Annotated in this window: 16 protein-coding genes and 1 pseudogene; 8 read left to right on the forward strand and 9 right to left on the reverse strand. The window is 67.3% G+C overall.

The features are described from left to right. Positions 1-19 precede the first annotated feature (19 nt). The 4 genes from BLV94_RS28470 to BLV94_RS28485 form a co-directional block, all read right to left on the reverse strand. Entirely contained in the window at positions 20-997 is a 978-nt protein-coding gene (locus BLV94_RS28470) for an AraC family transcriptional regulator (RefSeq protein ID WP_083395691.1), read from the reverse strand. 122 nt (positions 998-1,119) lie between these two features. Next, entirely contained in the window at positions 1,120-2,682 is a 1,563-nt protein-coding gene (locus BLV94_RS28475) for an acyl-CoA synthetase (protein ID WP_072944930.1), read from the reverse strand. 75 nt (positions 2,683-2,757) lie between these two features. Next, positions 2,758-3,873, reverse strand: coding sequence for an NAD(P)-dependent alcohol dehydrogenase (locus BLV94_RS28480; RefSeq protein ID WP_072944932.1), 1,116 nt, complete (start codon positions 3,871-3,873; stop codon positions 2,758-2,760). A 52-nt stretch (positions 3,874-3,925) separates the two neighbouring features. Beyond that, complete coding sequence (locus BLV94_RS28485; protein ID WP_072944934.1) at positions 3,926-5,410, reverse strand: aldehyde dehydrogenase family protein; 1,485 nt, start codon at positions 5,408-5,410, stop codon at positions 3,926-3,928. A gap of 177 nt (positions 5,411-5,587) precedes the next feature. On the opposite strand from BLV94_RS28485, the gene BLV94_RS28490 reads away from it, so the two are divergent. Then, the gene (locus BLV94_RS28490) at positions 5,588-6,091 is read left to right on the forward strand and encodes a MarR family winged helix-turn-helix transcriptional regulator (RefSeq protein ID WP_244163674.1); all 504 of its coding nucleotides are present in this window, start codon (positions 5,588-5,590) and stop codon (positions 6,089-6,091) included. Positions 6,092-6,152: 61 nt separating this feature from the next. Here BLV94_RS28490 and BLV94_RS28495 read toward each other — a convergent pair whose 3' ends face one another. Continuing rightward, positions 6,153-7,727 carry an FAD-binding oxidoreductase gene (locus tag BLV94_RS28495; RefSeq protein WP_072945094.1) on the reverse strand — a complete coding sequence of 525 codons (1,575 nt, stop codon included), beginning with the start codon at positions 7,725-7,727 and terminating at the stop codon, positions 6,153-6,155. A 343-nt stretch (positions 7,728-8,070) separates the two neighbouring features. Further along, positions 8,071-8,541 carry a MarR family winged helix-turn-helix transcriptional regulator gene (locus tag BLV94_RS28500; RefSeq protein WP_072944938.1) on the reverse strand — a complete coding sequence of 157 codons (471 nt, stop codon included), beginning with the start codon at positions 8,539-8,541 and terminating at the stop codon, positions 8,071-8,073. A 99-nt stretch (positions 8,542-8,640) separates the two neighbouring features. On the opposite strand from BLV94_RS28500, the gene couN reads away from it, so the two are divergent. The 3 genes from couN to couM are packed head-to-tail and all read left to right on the forward strand — an operon-like array spanning position 8,641 to position 10,946. Further along, positions 8,641-9,552: a 4-hydroxyphenyl-beta-hydroxyacyl-CoA dehydrogenase gene (gene couN, locus BLV94_RS28505; RefSeq protein WP_072944940.1), complete on the forward strand. Its 912-nt coding sequence runs from the start codon at positions 8,641-8,643 to the stop codon at positions 9,550-9,552. Further along, positions 9,549-10,439 carry a 4-hydroxyphenyl-beta-ketoacyl-CoA hydrolase gene (gene couO / locus BLV94_RS28510; RefSeq protein ID WP_072944942.1) on the forward strand — a complete coding sequence of 297 codons (891 nt, stop codon included), beginning with the start codon at positions 9,549-9,551 and terminating at the stop codon, positions 10,437-10,439. Before couN ends, couO begins: the two co-directional genes overlap by 4 nt. 33 nt (positions 10,440-10,472) lie before the next feature. Further along, complete coding sequence (gene couM, locus BLV94_RS28515; RefSeq protein WP_072944944.1) at positions 10,473-10,946, forward strand: p-hydroxycinnamoyl-CoA hydratase; 474 nt, start codon at positions 10,473-10,475, stop codon at positions 10,944-10,946. Positions 10,947-11,266: 320 nt separating this feature from the next. Here the strand turns inward: couM and BLV94_RS28520 are convergent, their stop codons facing one another. Further along, positions 11,267-11,872: a PadR family transcriptional regulator gene (locus tag BLV94_RS28520; RefSeq protein WP_072944946.1), complete on the reverse strand. Its 606-nt coding sequence runs from the start codon at positions 11,870-11,872 to the stop codon at positions 11,267-11,269. A 127-nt stretch (positions 11,873-11,999) separates the two neighbouring features. Here BLV94_RS28520 and BLV94_RS28525 point away from each other — a divergent pair, with 127 nt between their 5' ends. The 3 genes from BLV94_RS28525 (at position 12,000) to fdhA (ending at position 15,409) form a co-directional block, all read left to right on the forward strand. After that, complete coding sequence (locus BLV94_RS28525; protein ID WP_072944948.1) at positions 12,000-13,121, forward strand: aromatic ring-hydroxylating dioxygenase subunit alpha; 1,122 nt, start codon at positions 12,000-12,002, stop codon at positions 13,119-13,121. Position 13,122: 1 nt separating this feature from the next. Next, the gene (locus BLV94_RS28530; RefSeq protein WP_072944950.1) at positions 13,123-14,085 is read left to right on the forward strand and encodes a PDR/VanB family oxidoreductase; all 963 of its coding nucleotides are present in this window, start codon (positions 13,123-13,125) and stop codon (positions 14,083-14,085) included. A 106-nt stretch (positions 14,086-14,191) separates the two neighbouring features. Further along, complete coding sequence (gene fdhA / locus BLV94_RS28535) at positions 14,192-15,409, forward strand: formaldehyde dehydrogenase, glutathione-independent (RefSeq protein ID WP_072944952.1); 1,218 nt, start codon at positions 14,192-14,194, stop codon at positions 15,407-15,409. A 386-nt stretch (positions 15,410-15,795) separates the two neighbouring features. Here the strand turns inward: fdhA and BLV94_RS28540 are convergent, their stop codons facing one another. Beyond that, entirely contained in the window at positions 15,796-16,323 is a 528-nt protein-coding gene (locus BLV94_RS28540) for a hypothetical protein (RefSeq protein WP_244163675.1), read from the reverse strand. Between the two features lie 83 nt (positions 16,324-16,406). Next, a pseudogene (locus BLV94_RS28545) lies at positions 16,407-16,790 on the reverse strand (hypothetical protein); the annotation flags it as partial. Between the two features lie 249 nt (positions 16,791-17,039). On the opposite strand from BLV94_RS28545, the gene BLV94_RS52175 reads away from it, so the two are divergent. Further along, positions 17,040-17,249 carry a recombinase family protein gene (locus BLV94_RS52175; protein ID WP_072944954.1) on the forward strand — a complete coding sequence of 70 codons (210 nt, stop codon included), beginning with the start codon at positions 17,040-17,042 and terminating at the stop codon, positions 17,247-17,249. Positions 17,250-17,321 lie beyond the last annotated feature (72 nt).

Below are 17,321 nucleotides of genomic sequence, written 5' to 3' on the forward strand. Positions count from 1 at the left end.
TCCGCCGGCGCCAGACGGGTCATTGGTGGAGGGTGACGGAGGGGTGTTCGCCGTAGGTTTGGTGGTATTGCTCGGCGAAGCGGCCGAGATGGACGAAGCCCCACCGGTGGGCGATGTCGGACACCGCTCCGGCCCGGGGTTCGCTGACGAGGAGTTCTTGATGGGCCCGTTCTAGCCGAATGTTGCGCAGGTACCGCATGGGGCTGATGCCGCGCGCAGCGTGGAAGCTTTGCTGCAGCCCGCGGGGGCCGATTCCGACGTGGCGGGCGATGTCGTCGACGGTGAGGGGTTTGTCGGCGTTGGCGGTGATGAAGTCGATCGCGTCGTCGACGACGGAGCCACGGGTGCGTGCCGGGGTCCGGCTGAGGTCGGTGCTGTAGTTGTGTTCGGAGGCGAGCAGCAGGCCGGCCATCACGCTTTGAGCGAGGGGCGCGGCGAGGAGTGGGTGCCGCACGAGGGAGTCACTGTCGGTGAGGTGGGCGGCCAGGACCTTGACCACGTCGAGCCATTGGGCGCCGTGCTTGGTGCCGAGGTTCATCGACAGTTCGAACTCGATGGGCGAGGTGACGGGTCGGTCGATCATGCCGGCGAGTTGGTCTTCGAGTTCGAGGCGGTCGATCTTGAGGCCCAGGATGCGTGCGCCGTTTCCCCAGCCGCGCAGATAGGAGTTGCGGTCGAGCCGGTACACGGCGGCGCGGCGCTCGGTCGCCAGGGTGCGTTCCGGGCCGGATCCGGTGTCCAGGGTGCCCGCGAAGGGGATGTTGACTTGGTAGGCGTTGCCGAGTTCGCCGGTCTCGATGCGCACTTCGGTGTCGTAGTCGATCCATCCCAGGGTGAGCGGGCCGATGCGTGCGGCGTCGAGTCTCATCTCGAAGTCGCCCCGGTCACCGAAGACCTGGACGCCGTGGGGGTGGTAGATCGCGCTCCCGACCTCGCGTGCCTCGTCGACGTCCCGGCTACGTACCGACACTCGAGGTTCGATCGCTGCATTGCTCACCCTTCCATGAGACCAGCATCACGCTACAAATGCAAGGAATCCTTACTTTCTTGAGGGGTGCTACGGGTGCGATCGGTGAGGGGAACAGGCCCATCGCCCCCGTAGCAGGTCTCGCTGCCCGGTCAGGCCGTCACGGGGTTGGTGTCGGGGGTGGTGGCCGCCAGTTCCCGGAGTTGGGCGCGTTGGATCTTCCCGGTGGCGTTGCGCGGTAGGTCCGTGACGAACCGGAAGTGTTTCGGGATCTTGTATCGGGCGAGGTGTTCGGCGAGGTAGCTGGTGATCGTCTCGGCGTCGAGGTTGGTGTCGCCGGTGGTGACGACGTAGGCCAGGCCCACTTCGCCCCATTGGTTGTCGGGGATGGCGACGACGGCCGCGGAGGCGACACCGGGGTGGCGGGTCAGGACGGCTTCGACTTCGGCGGGGTAGATGTTCTCTCCGCCGGAGATGATGATGTCCTTGACGCGGTCGACGACCCGGGCCCAGCCGTCCTCGCCGGTCGCGACGACGTCTCCGGTGCGGAACCATCCGTCGGCGGTGAAGCTGGCCGCGGTGTCCTCGTCACGGTTCCAATAGCCGGCGAAGAGGTTGGCGCCCCTGACGAGCAATTCGCCGGTCGTTCCGGGGGTGATCGGGGTGGTGTGGTCGCCGGTCTCGAGGGCGACGTCGGTGTAGAAGTGTGGGAACCCGACGGAGACCGGGTGTTCGGCGGCGCCGTCGGGAATGGCCATGTACACCCCGGCGGCGGCCTCGGTCATCCCGTAGCCCTGCAGCAGTTGCACGCCGCGGTCGAGCCACGCGGTGGCGACTCGCTCGAGGACGGGGGAACCGCCGTAGACGATGTACCGCAGGGAGCTGAGGTCGGTGCCCGCGAAGTCCGGGTGTTCGCACAGCATCTGCAGGATGGTGGGGACGGCGGAGAAGCCGGTGATGCGCTCGCGGTCGATGGCGGCCAGGACCTCGCCGGCGTCGAAACGGGGTACCGGTTGCACGGACCCGCCCTTGAACAGGGTGGGCAGGGTGATCTGCCCGAGTCCGCTGACGTGGAACATCGGGGCCAGGCACAGGGACTTGTCGGTGCTGAGCACGTCGACGTGGGCGAGCTGGTTGATGGTGTTGAAGGTGACGTTGCCGTGGGTGAGGATCGCGCCCTTGGGTTTTCCGGTGGTTCCGGAGGTGTAGAGGATCAGGCACGGATCGTCGAGGCCGACCGGGGGAAACACCTCCGCCGAGTCGTCGCCGGCGCCGAGGAACTGCTCGTAGCCGGTGCACGCGATGGGGCAGGTCGGGGCCTCGAGCGCCACCACGAGTAGGTCGCCCGGAACGGACGGGAGTGCGGCGACGAGTTCGTGATGGGTGGGGGCGACCACGAGCACGCGTGCGGCGCAGTCGTCGAGCATGTAGGCGATCTCGCGGGCCGAGAGCCGGGTGTTCAGTGGCACGAACACACCCCCGAGCAGTCCGGTCGCGAACAGCGATTCGAACGTCTCGATGTCGTTGGGACCGAGGTAGGCGACCCGGTCGCCGGCCCGTACGCCCGCACCGATCAGGGCTGCGGCGAGCCGCTCGGTGCGGGCGGCGAGATCGGCGTAGGTCAGGGTGCGGTCGTCGCGAGTCAGGGCGATGCGCTCGGGGGTGATGCGGGCGCGCCGCCACGGCCAACTCCCGAGGCCGACGTCGGCGTTCATGCCTTCGCTCGCGTACTGATGATGTTCACGACAGATGCTCCTGAATTCGTTGCGGTGCAATGGTGTTGGTGTGAGTCAGAAACGGAGGACCGGTTTGATCGCCGCTCCGCTGATCATGTCGGCGACGGCGGTGTTGATGTCCTCGAACGCGTAGTGCGTGATCAACCGGTCCAGGGGCATCCGGCCGGATCGGACCAGGTCGACGAGCACCGGGATGAGGGTTTCGGTTTCGCTGTCGCCGAGGGTCAGGCCGACGACGCGGCGGCCGGGGATCATCGCGTTGACGTCGAGGGCGACCTCGGTGCCGAACGCGGGGGCTCCCACGATCACCGCGGTGCCGCGCGCGGCGAGGGCGTCGACGGCGGTGCGCAGCACCCCGACGTTGCCGGTGGTCTCGATGGCGCCGTCGACGCCGGCATTGCCGGTGATCTGGGCGATCGCCGCGGCGGTGTCCTCGGTGGTGGCGTCGATGACGTGGGTGGCGCCGAGTTCGCGGGCCAGCTCGAGGCGGGCGGGTACCCGGTCGACGGCGATGATCGTCGTGGCAGGGGTGAGGGTGGCGGCCATGATCGCCGACAGCCCGACCGCGCCGGCGCCGGTGACGACGAGGCTCTGCCCGGGGCGGGGGCGTAATTCGTTCCAGACGGCACCGACTCCGGTCTGCACGCCGCAGCCGAGCGGCGCCAGCACATCGAGGGGGGCGTCTGCGGCCACCTTGATCACGGAGCGTTCGTCGACGATGGCGTGCCGGGCGAAGGAGGACTGGCCGAAGAAGTGCCCGCCCAGGCTGGTGCCGTCGCGGCTGATCGGGCTGGTGCCGTCGGCCCGTCCGCCGCCGATCAGGTTGAGCGGCAGCCAGCTTCCGCAGTAGGCGGGGTGCCCGTCGCGGCAGTTGCCGCAGTGTCCGCAGGAGGTGAACGACAACAGCACCTGGTCTCCCACCGTGACCCGGGTGACGGCGTCGCCGACCGCTTCGATGATCCCGGCGCCCTCGTGTCCGAGCACCCCGGGCAGGGGGAAGGGCAGGGCACCGGAGGCGACGCCGAGATCGGTGTGGCAGAGCCCGGCCGCGACCATCCGTACGAGGACTTCGTCGGGGCGGGGGGTGTCGAGGTCGACGTCGGCGTGGGTGAACTTGGCACCACCGGATTCGACGACGGCGGCGTTCGTGGTGGTGGTCGTACTGGTCATCACGGGTTCCCTTCGGGATGAGAGAAGTGGTGGCGGGCAGGGCCAGGTCAGGTCAGTCGGCGAGGGAGATGATCACGGACTTGACCTTGGTGTAGGACTCGAGCGCCTCGGCGCCGTATTCGCGGCCGAATCCGGAGTTCTTCACCCCACCGAAGGGGACCGCCGGGTCGAGCATGGCCCAGTCGTTGACAAACACGATGCCCGCCTGCAGCCGGGCCGCGACGCGGTGGGCCCGTGCGACGTTCGCCGTCTGCAGGCCCGAGGCGAGCCCGTATTCGGTGCCGTTGGCGAGCTCGATCGCCTCGTCCTCGGTGTCGAACGGTTGCACCGTCAGCACCGGTCCGAAGATTTCCTCCTGCACGACGCGGGAGGTGTTGGGCAGGTCGGCGATTACGGTGGGCTTGTAGTAGAAGCCGCCGTTCAGGTCCAGGCGCTCACCGCCGGCGACGATGCGGCCACCGTCGGCGCGGGCGATCTCGACATACTCCTCGACCTTCCGCACGTGCTTGTCCGCGGCCATCGGCCCCACGACGGTGGCCGGGTCGAACGGGTCACCCACCGGCACACCGGGAACGGCGTCGGCGAGGATGCCGACCACGGTCTCGTACAGCGGGCGGGCGACCAGCAACCGCGGACCGCCCATGCAGAACTGGCCGGTGTTGAACACGAAACCCTTGATGATCGCGCCGATCGCCTTCTCGACGTCGGCGTCCTCGAACACGATGTGCGCGGCGTTGCCGCCGAGCTCCATGGTGACCGGCTTGAGGTTCTGCCCGGCCACACTCGCGGCGTGCCGGCCGATGCCGGTGGAGCCGGTGAAGGCGATCTTGTCGATCGAGGGATGCTGCAGCAGCGCCTCTCCCACGGTCGACCCCTTGCCGGTGACGACGTTGACGACACCGGCGGGGACACCGGCCTCGGTGAGAATCTCCGCCATCAGCAGCGCGCTGAGCGGGGTGTCCTCGGCCGGCTTGTGGACCACGGTGTTCCCGGCGGCCAGGGCGGGGGCGATTTTGGAGCTGCTGAGGATGAGCGGGAAGTTGAACGGGGTGATCGCGCCGACGACCCCGAGGGGTTCGCGGCGGGTGTAGGCGTGGGCGTCGAGCGGGGTTTCCCGGTTCGCGCCGCCGAGGGTCTGCGCGAGGGCGGAGGCGTATTCGTACTGTTCGGCGATGGTGATGATGTCGACCGCTCGGCACAGCGAGATCGGCTTGCCCACGTCGACGCTTTCCACGGCGACCAGCTCGTCGGCGCGTTCGCGCACCAGATCCGCGACCCGGTGCAGGATCCGGGCCCGCTCACGGCCGGGCAGTGCGGACCAGCGGCCGTCGTCGAAGGCGGTGCGGGCGGCGGCGACCGCGGCCTCGAGGTCGGCGACGTCGCCGTCCGCGACCGAGGTGATGACTTCGCCGGTCGACGGGTCGACGATGTCGGTGCGCGCCCCGCTCACCGATTCGCGCCACTGCCCGTCGATGAACAGCTGACGCGGGCCCAGGTGCGGGCGGGTGAGGGTGGTGTGGTCGTCGGTGACGGTCATGATGGCTTCTCGATTCGTCGTGTTCGTCGGGGCCGAGGTCACGGTCGGCAACCGGCGGAGGGGAAACGGGGATGTCGGTCAGAGCTGGCGGCAGCCCACGCGATTCGGCGGTGGCGGGTGGTGCGGATGCGGTCCGACACCTTCTAGAATGATCAGGAACCCTGAGATTGTGGCTGGTTGGTCGATTCTGGAGAGGCGCCGTCGTTGAGCGAGCAGATGATCCCCCTGGCCACCGAGGCCGATCCCGAGACGGTCGGCCCGAGCCTGCTCTACGCGATCAAGCAGGTCGAACTCGCGATCCGGGCCCGGATGGATACGATCCTGCGGCCGACCGGCATCACCGCGCTGCAGTACACCGCGCTGACGGTGCTGCGGCGCCGGGACGGGTTGTCGTCGGCCGAGCTGGCCCGCAACTCGTTCGTCACCGCGCAGACCATGGGTGAGATGATCGCCGCCCTCGAGCGTCGTGGCCTGGTCAGCCGCCGGGTGGATCCGGACAATCGCCGGCGCATGCTCACCAGCGTGACGGGGGCCGGGCTGGAGTTGCTCGACTGTTACGACCCCGCGTTCGTTGCCCTCGAGAGCCAGATGGTCGGCCGGCTCAGTGTCCGCCAGCGTGAGACCCTGCGCCAGTACCTCAACTCCTGCCGTACCGGGCTGGCCGAGACGTCGGCGCATTGAGCGCCGCACCGGCTCCGGGCGGCGGCGGTGGCCGCCGCCCGGAGCCGCGATGGAGCCGGAGTTAACGGTCACGGAATCGCTGGGGCCAGATACCGGACTTGCCGGGCGCCATGATCCCGTTCGGGTCGAGGGCGTCCTTGATCTTCTCGTGGAACTTCAGCAGTGCACCTTCGCCCCAGTTGAACGTCGCCATCACGTCGTCCATCAGGGCGTTGTGGGTGCGGTATTCGCCGTAGCCCGCTTCGGCGGCCTCGCGGACGAGGACCTTCGTCATCTGCAGGATTTCCTCACGGGCCTCGGGGATCGCCGTGTCGTAGATGAACAGGCACACGTGGTGCATCTCGCGGAGCCCGATGATGAACTGCGCCGCGTAGTCCTTGTTGTATTCGTTGGCGCGGTTGCGGACCATCTCGAACTGCTTCATCGCCTCCCGGCCGTCCGGCGCCGACACCGGGGAGAATCCGATGTGCCCGCCGTTGGGCACCCAGTCCAGCAGTTGCAGTTCGTCCAGGCTGGGGATGCCGTTGTTGATCTTGTGCCGGTCCTGCAGCACGTGTCCACCGCGGTCGTCGCGTTCCTCGTGCGTGAAGAAGCGGGCACCGGGAATCTTGCCGAACGCCTCCTTGATCATCGCGTAGTACATCTCGATCAGCGGCGGCGGGCCGTACAGGGTGCCGTAGAAGTTCCAGAATCCGAGGTCGAGGTCCTTCTTCATCCGCTCGATCGCCTCGGCCGGCATCGGCCCGTCGCCGTCGAACCACTCGGTGCGCTTCGACACCGCGGCCGCATCCATGAAGATGTTGCGCAGCACCGGAACATTCTGCAGCGGAGCCATATTGATGCGCAGCGGCAGCATGATGTCGACGATCTGCTCCAGATCCTCCTCCTTGTCGAAGGTGATCAGGAACGACTGCGATGCGGGCGGCCGCTGCATCAGGGCGATCCCCATCTTGGTGACGATCCCGAGATTGGACTGGGTGAACAAGCCGTCCGGGAAGGGGCCGAACCCGTAGGGGAACAGCTGCCACGCGTCGCTGCCGGGTAGTGCGCCCATCCCGGTGCGCATCACCTCACCCTGCGGCAGAACCACTTCCAGTCCCGTCTGCCACATGAAGTGATCGCCGTACGGGGTGTACCCGACGCCGCGGTCGAGGGCGTTGCCCACGACGCTGCCCCATCCCAGGTCGGGACAGTCGATCATCAGGCCGGAGTCGTGGCTCTGCAGGTACTCGTACAGGTCGAAGTAGGTGACCCCGGGTTCGAGCAGTGCGTACCCGTACTTCTCGTTGACCTCGAGGATCTTGTTCATCCGCTCGCCGGTCTTGACGATCACCGAACCCGACAGCCTCGGAGCGGCGCCGCCGTAGCCGTTGTTCTTTCCGGTCGAGACCGGGGAGAGGGGGATGCCGTACTCGTTGGCGATCCGGACGATGCCCTGAACCTGCTCGGTCGACTCCGGTGAGACGACGGCCGAGGGCATGTTGGCCTCGGCGGCGCCGACCGGGTACGGGTCGCGGAACGCTTCGAGCTCGTCTGCGGTCGACAGCACCCACTTGTCCCCGAGAAGATCGCGGAAACGGGCCAGAGCGGCATCGAAGTCCTGCTCGGAGACGCCCGGGGGAAGGGTACGCACCATGTTCTGCTCACTCCTCAATCGAAATGCCCCGAGTGCGGGGCGTACGTGGCGTTCGCGACCGGTGATCGCGGTGCCGGAACCCATCCAGATGATCAGGGTTCCTGATGAATCAATTGTGACTCCCATCACGAGAACGGCGCAATCCGTTAAACGCGCAATTCGCCACGGTCACGCCGCGACCGTTTGACCAGGACATTCCACGACGCCGGAGTGGCTCTATCCGAAAAACGCACGGGCCGGCTCGGTTAACGGACAAACACGCCCCGGTCGCATCGCTTTCGCCGGGCCTGGACCGTCAGCGGCCCGAAAGGGGTGTCCCGCAGGCGCCTGCTCGCCGCCCCGCCTACCCGAATTCCCCGCCGCCGTGTCGGCTCGTGCCGGCCGGGTCGGCGCTGAATACGGCGCGATGCAAAACCTCCCGCATCCGGTGTGCGAGATCCTCGTCCTCGCCTCCGAAATGCTGCCGGCATGCGTGATCGCTGCTGTGCCGCGCCTGCGCGCACACGGAGTGTCCGGCCTCGGTGGCCACGATGAGCTTGTGCCGGCGATCGCTCGGATCGGCGGTGCGGACCACCAATCCGTCGCCTTCGAGTTCGTCGAGCAGCAGCACGAGCTGGCTGGGGTCGAGTCCCATGACGGCACCGACCCGTCGTTGGTGAACACCGGCCGGCGCGTCACACACGAGCGACAGGGCGGTATACGAGCGCACCCGCAGCCCATGCCGGCTCAGTGCCGCGTTGGTGGAGCGGACGAGGATCGCACTGGCCCGCGCCAGGAGAAAGCCGAGCTCGTGGTCGACGGTGGGGCGCACCATGACAGCCTTTCTGAAATCATCAACGATTGACATTTTCAACGATAGGTGGTCACCTGTTTTCAGGGAATCGTCCCGACTACATCTCTTCTGGAGGCTCTCGTGGATCTCAGCAACAAAGTCGCCGTCGTCACCGGCAGCGGACAGGGCCTCGGGCTCGCCTACGCCAAGGACCTGGCACGCCACGGCGCCGCGGTCGTGATCAACGACGTCAACGCGACCGCCGCCGACGCCGCCGTCGCCGAAATCGCCGCCGCCGGTGGGCGTGCCGTTCCGGTCGTTGCCCCGGTCGGCAGCACCGAGACCGCGCAGGCACTGGTCACCGCTGCGGTGGAGGCCTTCGGCCGGCTCGACGTCATGGTCACCAACGCCGGCATCCTCCGCGACAAGGTGCTGTGGAAGATGAGCGACGACGACTTCGACGCCGTCGTCGGCGTGCATCTGCGCGGCACGTTCACGTGCGTCCGCGAAGCGGTCCTGCGGTTCCGCGAGCAGGGCGACGGTGGTCGCATCATCTGCATCGGCTCCCCCGCCGGCCAGCGCGGCAACTTCGGGCAGACCAACTACTCGGGCGCGAAGGCCGGCATCGTCGGCATGGTCCGCACCTGGGCGCTCGAGCTCCAGCGCGCGGGCATCACCGCCAACGCCGTCTGCCCGGTCGCGGTCACGGCGATGACCGAGACACTCCCGATCTTCGCCCCCTTCATCGACGAGGCCAAGCGCACCGGCACACTGCCCCCCGTCATCCGCCGCGAGGTGGGAATGGGCGATCCACACGACGCCGCGGGCATCGTGACGTTCCTTGCCTCCGACGAAGCCAAGGACGTTACCGGCCAGGCATTTTCGGTGGGCGGTGACCGACTCGCACTGTGGTCGCACCCGCAGCTGACCGCAACCGCCTTCCATGACGGCGGCTTCGGTGCCGACGACATCGCCGCCGAATGGCCGACCACCTTCGGCGAAGCGCTCGAGAGCGTCGGCGAGAAGTTCCCCGAGGAGGTCGTGGCGAAGTGAGCCGCTACGAGTACGGCATCGACTTCGACACGATCGACGCCATCGACATCCACACCCACGTCGAGATCGACGGCTGCGGGCACCGGTCCCTCGACGACGAACTGATGGCCGCCTCGGAGAAGTACTTCAAGTCCGGCGAGGAACGCACCCCGTCCATCGACGCGATCGCCGACCACTACCGTGCCCGCAACATGGCGGCGGTCGTGTTCACCGTCGACGCGGCCTCCGCCAGCGGACACGCCGCCAACTCCGTCGAGGAGATCGCCGAGGGCGCCGCCCGCCACAACGACGTCCTCATCCCGTTCGGATCCGTCGACCCCTGGCAGGGCAAGGCCGCCGTCCGCCGCGTCCACCGCCTCGTCGACGACTACGGGGTGAAGGGGTTCAAGTTCCACCCCAGCATGCAGGGATTCGAGCCGAACGACCGCCGGTTCTACCCGCTCTACGAGGCCATCACCGAGGCCGGGGTCCCCGCCCTGTTCCACACCGGCCAGACCGGGATCGGCGCCGGCCTGCCCGGCGGCCACGGCATCAAACTGCGCTACTCCGACCCGATGCTCCTCGACGACGTCGCCGCCGACTTCCCCGACCTCACCGTGATCATGGCCCACCCGGCCGTACCGTGGGTCGACGCGCAGATCTCCATCGCCACCCACAAGGCCAACGTCTACATCGACCTGTCCGGATGGTCGCCGAAGTACTTCCCGCCGCAGCTGGTCAAGGCCGCCAACAGCATGCTCCGCGGCAAGGTGCTGTTCGGGTCCGACTTCCCCGTCATCCAGGTCGACCGCTGGATCAAGGACTTCGCACACCTCGACATCAAACCCGAGGTCGAACCGCTGATCTTCAAACAGAACGCGCTGCGCGTCCTCGGCATCAAACACTGACCCGGCCCCACCGAACACCAGGAGAGACCTATCGTGACCACCGCCACCACCACCCATGTCGCCACCCTCGCCGACCTCGCCGCACTCGAGGGCCAGCCGCTGGGCACCAGCTCGTGGATCGACATCCCGCAGCAGCGGATCGACACGTTCGCCGACGCCACCGACGACCACCAGTGGATCCACGTCGACCCCGAACGCGCCCGGGCCGAGAGCCCGTTCGGCGGACCCATCGCCCACGGCTACCTCACGTTGTCGCTGATCATCCCCATGTGGGACGAGATCCTGACCGTCGACAGCGTCACCATGGCCGTCAACTACGGGCTGAACAAGGTCCGGTTCACCAACCCCGTGCCCGCCGAGGGACGCGTCCGGCTCAGCGCGACGCTGCAGTCCGTCGAACAGCTGCCCAAGGGCGGCGTCCAGGTGACGGTCGCGGGGCAGATCGAACTCGAGGGCAGCGAGCGTCCCGCGGTAGTGGTCGAGGCCGTGTACCGCTTCTTCGAATAGGCACGACCACCGATCCGACATCGGCGCGGCCTACCGGCGTCCGCGACTGTGGAGCAGTCTCCCCGCACAGCACGATCTCGAACCACGAGTGGTGTTCGCGGGCGTGACGTTCCACGGTCGCGGGGTCGGTGCCCGGTCTCGATCGCACACATCCGCGCGAGGTGGCGGAACCCCAGGGGGCGTGCCCTATTTCGCTGTGAAGCTGCGGGGTGACGGATCAACGGTGAGATCATCGATCGGCGACAACCCGCCGCCCGTCATCGAGAACCACCGGCCGCCGATGCACCGGCATCCCCTCCTGCCCGCGGTCCCGCGAGAGGTCACGGGCACAAATTCGGCTCCCCGGTGAGCGACATCTCATCCAGAAGCGCGAGTCCCCTTACCGCCCAATCGATCTCGACCTGACTTCGGGAAATCATCCCGCCGTAGGTATATGCCTTGTACGCGATTATCCGTGCGTGCTCACGCTCCGGGTAGTGGGCGAGACGCCGCACGATCGCCGGATCCGTGCCGGCTTTGATTCCGTCCCGGACGGCGGTGAGCAACTCGACCTGGGTGGTGTAGTACTCGATGTGCCGCCGCAGGATTTCCCGCGCCCGGTCGGGGTCGGCCCACTCGAAGTAGGCGGCCTGCATGTGGTGGGCGTCGCGTTCGGGGGCGTGGTCGAGCGGGGTGTTCATCCACGTCCGGAAGGCAGCGAGGCCGCCGTCGGTGATCTCATATTGCGTTTTCGTGCTCCGCGGCCCCCACCGAACCTGTTGCCCCTCGATCAACCCGTCCTTCTGCATGCGGCGCAGTTCCGGATAGATCTGCGAGTCGGGGGCATGCCACACATGCCCGACCGAACCGTTGAACCGCTTGGCGGCGTCGTATCCCGTGAGCGGGCCGGCGGTGAGCAGGGCCAGCAGTGCGTAGCGAAGGCTCATGTCTCCTCGTCCGTCGGGCCGATCTTGCCAATCACTATATCCATAGATAGAGTGTGCGTCACATCACCCAATAGCTATGGGCATAGTTATTGAGGATCTCTGTAAATGACGATCCCAAGGACATCGCATGACCGATCTCGGACCGGGCGGCGCGACCGCCAAGAACATGGCCTTCCCCCTCAACGCCTGGTACGTCGCGGCGTGGGACTACGAAGTGACCTCCGCGACACTCCTTGCCCGCAGGATCGCCGACAAGCCGATGACCCTCTACCGCACCACCGAGGGCCGTCCCGTCGCCCTCGCCGACGCCTGCTGGCACCGGCTCGCCCCGCTCTCGCTCGGCACCCGGGTCGGTGCAGACGAGGTGCAGTGCCCGTACCACGGCCTGCGGTTCAACTCCGCCGGGCGGTGCACCAAGATGCCCGCCCAGGAGACGATCAACCCCTCGGCCATGGTGGCGTCCTACCCGGTCGAGCAACGTCACCGATACCTGTGGGTGTGGCCCGGAGATCCCACCCTGGCCGACCCCGATCTGATCCCGGACATGTTCCAGATGGACTCACCCGAGTGGGCGGGCGATGGTCGCACGATCGACGTGCAGGCCAACTACCAGCTGGTGCTCGACAACCTCATGGACCTCACCCACGAGGAATTCGTCCATTCGTCGTCGATCGGGCAGGAGGAGCTCAGCGAGTCCGACTTCGTGGTCACCCACGACGAGCGCACGGTCACCGTGACCCGGTGGATGCACAACATCGACGCGCCGCCGTTCTGGCTGAAGAACATGCGCGACAAGTTTCCTGGTTTCGAGGGCAAGGTCGATCGCTGGCAGATCATCGAATTCCAGGCACCGGGCACGATCCGTATCGACGTCGGTGTCGCCAAGGCGGGTACCGGTGCACCCGAGGGCGATCGCAGCCAGGGTGTCAACGGCTTCGTGATGAACACCATCAGCCCGGTCGACGAGAAGACGGCGCTGTACTTCTGGGCATTCCAGCGCAACTACCGCCTCGAAAGTCAGCTGATCACCACCCAGCTGCGCGACGGCGTGCACGGGGTGTTCGCGGAGGACGAGGCGATGCTCACCGCGCAACAGGCCGCGATCGAAGCCAATCCGGGTCACGAGTTCTACAACCTCAACATCGACGCCGGCGGGATGTGGGTTCGCCGCATCATCCAGCGCATGATCGAGGCCGAGCGCACCCACACCGCGAACATCGACGCCCTCGCCGACGGATCGGTGAGCTGAGATGACGGACAACAAGATCGTGTGGCAGCGCGGCCGGATCACGTCCGTCGTGGCCGCAGCCGACGGTATCGCCAAGATTGAGATCGCCACCGAACGAGCGCACCGCGCGCCCCCGGGCTCGCACATCGACGTCCGCGTCGACAGCGGTGCCGTGCGGTCCTACTCGATCGTCTCCGCAGGAGCCGACGGGCACAGCGTCACCCTGGGGGTCCACCTGTCGCCCACCTCCCGAGGCGGATCCCGGTACATGCACACCTTGCGTCCGGGTGATGAGATCGAGTTGACCGCCCCCCTGCAGAATTTCCCTCTCCGCATCGGTGCGCCGCGCTATGTCCTGCTGGCCGGCGGCATCGGCATCACCGCGATGGCGGCCATGGCCGCGGTGTTGCGCCGAGTCGGCGCGGACTACCGCTTCGTCTACGTCGCACGCAGCCGAGCCGCGATGGCGTTCCTCCCGGAACTGCGGGCATTGCACGGGGACCGCCTGGACGTTCACATCGACGACGAAGGCACCGGGCTGGACGTCGAGGCCCTCGTCGCGGGGATCGACACGGACACCGAGATGTACATGTGCGGGCCGATCCGGCTGATGGACGCCGTCCGCCGGGCCTGGATGGCACGCGACCTCCAGCTACCGAATCTGCGTTACGAAACATTCGGCAACAGTGGCTGGTTCCAGGCCGAGCAGTTCACGGTGACCATCCCGCAGCTCGGTATCGAGACCACCGTCGGATCGGGTGAAACCCTGCTCGACGCCCTCGAGCGCGCTGGCGCGGACATGATGTTCGACTGCCGCAAAGGTGAATGCGGCCTGTGCCAAGTCGACGTCCTCGCCATCGACGGCACCGTCGATCACCGCGACGTGTTCTTCAGCGAACAGCAGAAGGAACGCTCGAAAAAGCTGTGCTCGTGCGTCTCCCGCATCTCCGGGGGCAGGGGAACGGTCAGCCTCGGCCTTCCCTGACCACAGGAACGGAGCCGGCCGGATCGTGAACCGACCCACGAGTCCGCGCCCGCACTGCAGCCACCGTCAAGTCTTTGCTCGCTCTCTCGAATGGAGTCATCCCCGCATGTCCGACAACAGAGCAGTCGTTTACGCCGGCGCCGGAAAGGTCGACGTCGTCGACGTCGACTTCCCCTCCTTCACCCTGCAGGACGGCCCCGGAGTCAATCCGGCCAGTGTGGGACGCGAGTGCCCGCACGGCGTCATCCTCAAGGTCGTCTCCACCAACATCTGCGGCAGCGACCAGCACATGGTCCGTGGCCGCACCACCGCACCCGAGGGCCTGGTCCTCGGCCACGAGATCACCGGTGAGGTGATCGAGGTCGGACCGGATGTCGAGTTCGTCAAGGTCGGCGACCTGTGCTCGGTCCCGTTCAACATCGCCTGCGGCCGCTGCCGCAACTGCAAGGAGGGCAAGACCGGGATCTGCCTGAACGTCAACCCCGACCGGCCCGGCGCCGCCTACGGCTACGTCGACATGGGCGGGTGGGTCGGCGGGCAGGCCCAGTACGTCATGGTCCCCTACGCCGACTGGAACCTGCTGAAATTCCCTGACCGGGACCAGGCAATGGAGAAGATCCTCGACCTGACCATGCTCTCGGACATCTTCCCCACCGGCTTCCACGGCTGCGTCACCGCCGGCGTCGGAGTCGGGTCCACCGTCTACATCGCCGGTGCCGGCCCGGTCGGCCTCGCGGCCGCCACCAGCGCGCAACTCCTCGGCGCCGCGGTGGTGATCGTCGGTGACCTCAACAAGGACCGGCTCGCTCAGGCGCGCAGCTTCGGCTGTGAAACCGTCGACGTCAGCCAGGGTGACCCGAAGGATCAGATCGAGCAACTCCTCGGCGTGCCCGAGGTCGACTGCGGTGTCGACGCCGTCGGCTTCGAGGCCCGCGGCCACGGCCATGGTGCGGCGGCGGAGGCACCGGCGACCGTCCTCAACTCACTCATGGAACTCACCGCCGCCGGAGGCGCGATCGGCATCCCGGGCCTCTACGTCACCGGCGATCCCGGGGCCGTCGACGAGGCCGCCAAGGTCGGCGCCCTCTCCCTGAGCCTCGGCACGGGATGGGCGAAGTCGTTGTCCTTCGCCACCGGTCAGTGCCCGGTGATGAGTTACCACCGTCGGCTGATGATGGCCATCCTCCACGACAAGGTCCACATCGCCACAGCCGTCAACGCGAAGCCGATCCGCCTCGAGGACGCCCCCCGGGGCTACGCCGACTTCGACTCCGGTGCCGCCACGAAGTTCGTCCTCGACCCGCACGGGCTCATCTCCGCCTGAACTCGCCCGGCTTCCGAATGATCAGAGTCGTGCCGCCAGGTTCGAGTTGAGCGTGGCGGCACACTGACAGGCGCTGCCCAACCGGCCTAGTCAGCGGGGGCTTCCACCCCGCCGCGGGATGAGGCGGCATCCGTTGCATGCGGATCCGCTCACACCCTCGGCGTCGGGTGTGTACCTTCCGTGCAGGCCAGGAGGATCGCGGTTGCGTCGACGCAACCGGCACCGACATAATGTGAGTGCCTGAGGCAGTAGCCGAGGGAAGTGGTTCGTGTAGGAGGTCTCCGGGGCGTAAGTACCCCTGTAGGCAGCCCCACCCAGCGGTTTCCAGCCTTGCGCGCCCACCCACATACGATGAACGCCCCTCGCAGAGGGGCGTTCTCGTGTTTCTACACCCGCACGACGGTGATGCGGTGCGCGATCTTTGCCCGCATGCTGCCGCCTCGGCCCCAGGCCCAGGCATGGACATCGGGCAACCATAAGAGTGGATTCGAGGGTCGGTCGTGGGTGTACCGGAACGGGGCCCCGGCGCCGAGTTCGTCGCGAATGATCCGGTTGTCCTCGTGGTCCTGATCGCACGACTCGATGACCAGGTTCGTCACCGGCATCTGCGCCAAATCCCGCACCGCGGCAGCCAAGGTGACGTCGCGGGCCTGGCGTTCGTTGACCTTCCGCGAGCTCATCACATAGATCCGGCTGGTCGCCTCCAGCCGGGCAACCTCGGCGACAATCTTCGGTGCCAACTTCTTCCCGACACCGGTCATGTGAATGCGGGAGTGCCCGGGCGGGCGGAGCGCGTTCATCTGCTTCCGAAGAGCCGCCAGATCGCCGGTCGCCACGGTCACCGCGCACAGGGCGTACTCACCCCGCTTGGATTCGTCGATGAACGCATGCACGCGGAGCAGTCTCTCACCCACTCGCGACAACCTTCGCAGGCCACACGGTTATCGCAGGTCCTGCTAAGGCATTGGGTCGCGACAGTTTTGCGCTACCCGACCAGTTACCAGAGGGTGAGCGGAAGGCCTGCCGCTTCGGCACACCGGATCCGCTCTTCGATCCTGTTGGTGTCGTCGCCGCGCCCGATGCCGGTGCGGATGGCGGCCGCGACTGCGCGGATGCGCCCGCCCGGGCCGCGGACGTCGGAAAGCGGGCTGGCGAGATTGCGGCGCCGCAGGTGGTACTCGGTGCGGTTGACTGTGTTGGTGCCCAGCCGCATGTGCTGTGGGTTGACGCAGCCGGCGAAATCGCACTGATGGCACAGCACCGCGTCGTCGGCGCCGGACCACCCCAGCCGCGGAATGACGCCGTACTCGAGCTGGTACGCGAACAGATGCGCGGGAACGGTGCCACGGCGCGAGGGTCCGGGCAGGCTGGCGGCACGGAAGACTGGTGGGGTGCGATATTCGAAAGGTGTCGTATTCCATCCCCCACCGCAGCGGCTCCGGGTCCCGTCTCACGCGTGGTCCGGGCATAGAAGATCAGGCGTGACGGTCCATCCGGCGGCGGTGAGCCATCGCTGGACCGGCTTGGTCAGATCACCTTTTTCGGCCAGCTCAGCGAGTCTGCCGGCGAGGATGGGGCCGTCGCCGCAGATTCTGCAGGCGATGTCGAATGCCGGTTGCCCGGGTTCGCAATGCCGACAGTGGTGTCGGCCGATGACCGTTCCGCGGTGGTCGGGATCGGGATGGAGCCAAATCACCGCCTCGACCGGCTCGGGCGGTCAACGCTGCACCTGATCACCCTCGGCGCCGACCTGCGCGAGCGCGGCATCGGGCTGAAGGGTGATCACCAGGACGTCGTCGGCGCGGAGCCGCGCCAGCACCAGATCGAGTTGAGGGCGTGACGCTTTCGCCCCGCCCGCGTGGTCGACGTGGATTCTCGACAGCTTGAGAGCGAAGTCGGCAGTGTGATTGCA

The sequence above is a fragment of the Rhodococcus koreensis genome, assembly GCF_900105905.1.
GTDB classification, from domain to species: Bacteria; Actinomycetota; Actinomycetes; order Mycobacteriales; family Mycobacteriaceae; genus Rhodococcus_F; species Rhodococcus_F koreensis.

Coding starts and splice junctions, on each gene's coding strand:
- BLV94_RS28475 (WP_072944930.1), bottom strand. CDS start 2,682: ATGAACGCCGACGTCGGCCTCGGGAGTTGGCCGTGGCGGCGCGCCCGC.
- BLV94_RS28480 (WP_072944932.1), bottom strand. CDS start 3,873: ATGACCAGTACGACCACCACCACGAACGCCGCCGTCGTCGAATCCGGT.
- BLV94_RS28485 (WP_072944934.1), bottom strand. CDS start 5,410: ATGACCGTCACCGACGACCACACCACCCTCACCCGCCCGCACCTGGGC.
- BLV94_RS28495 (WP_072945094.1), bottom strand. CDS start 7,727: ATGGTGCGTACCCTTCCCCCGGGCGTCTCCGAGCAGGACTTCGATGCC.
- BLV94_RS28500 (WP_072944938.1), bottom strand. CDS start 8,541: ATGGTGCGCCCCACCGTCGACCACGAGCTCGGCTTTCTCCTGGCGCGG.
- BLV94_RS28520 (WP_072944946.1), bottom strand. CDS start 11,872: ATGAGCCTTCGCTACGCACTGCTGGCCCTGCTCACCGCCGGCCCGCTC.
- BLV94_RS28525 (WP_072944948.1), top strand. CDS start 12,000: ATGACCGATCTCGGACCGGGCGGCGCGACCGCCAAGAACATGGCCTTC.
- BLV94_RS28530 (WP_072944950.1), top strand. CDS start 13,123: ATGACGGACAACAAGATCGTGTGGCAGCGCGGCCGGATCACGTCCGTC.
- fdhA (WP_072944952.1), top strand. CDS start 14,192: ATGTCCGACAACAGAGCAGTCGTTTACGCCGGCGCCGGAAAGGTCGAC.
- BLV94_RS52175 (WP_072944954.1), top strand. CDS start 17,040: ATGCCGACAGTGGTGTCGGCCGATGACCGTTCCGCGGTGGTCGGGATC.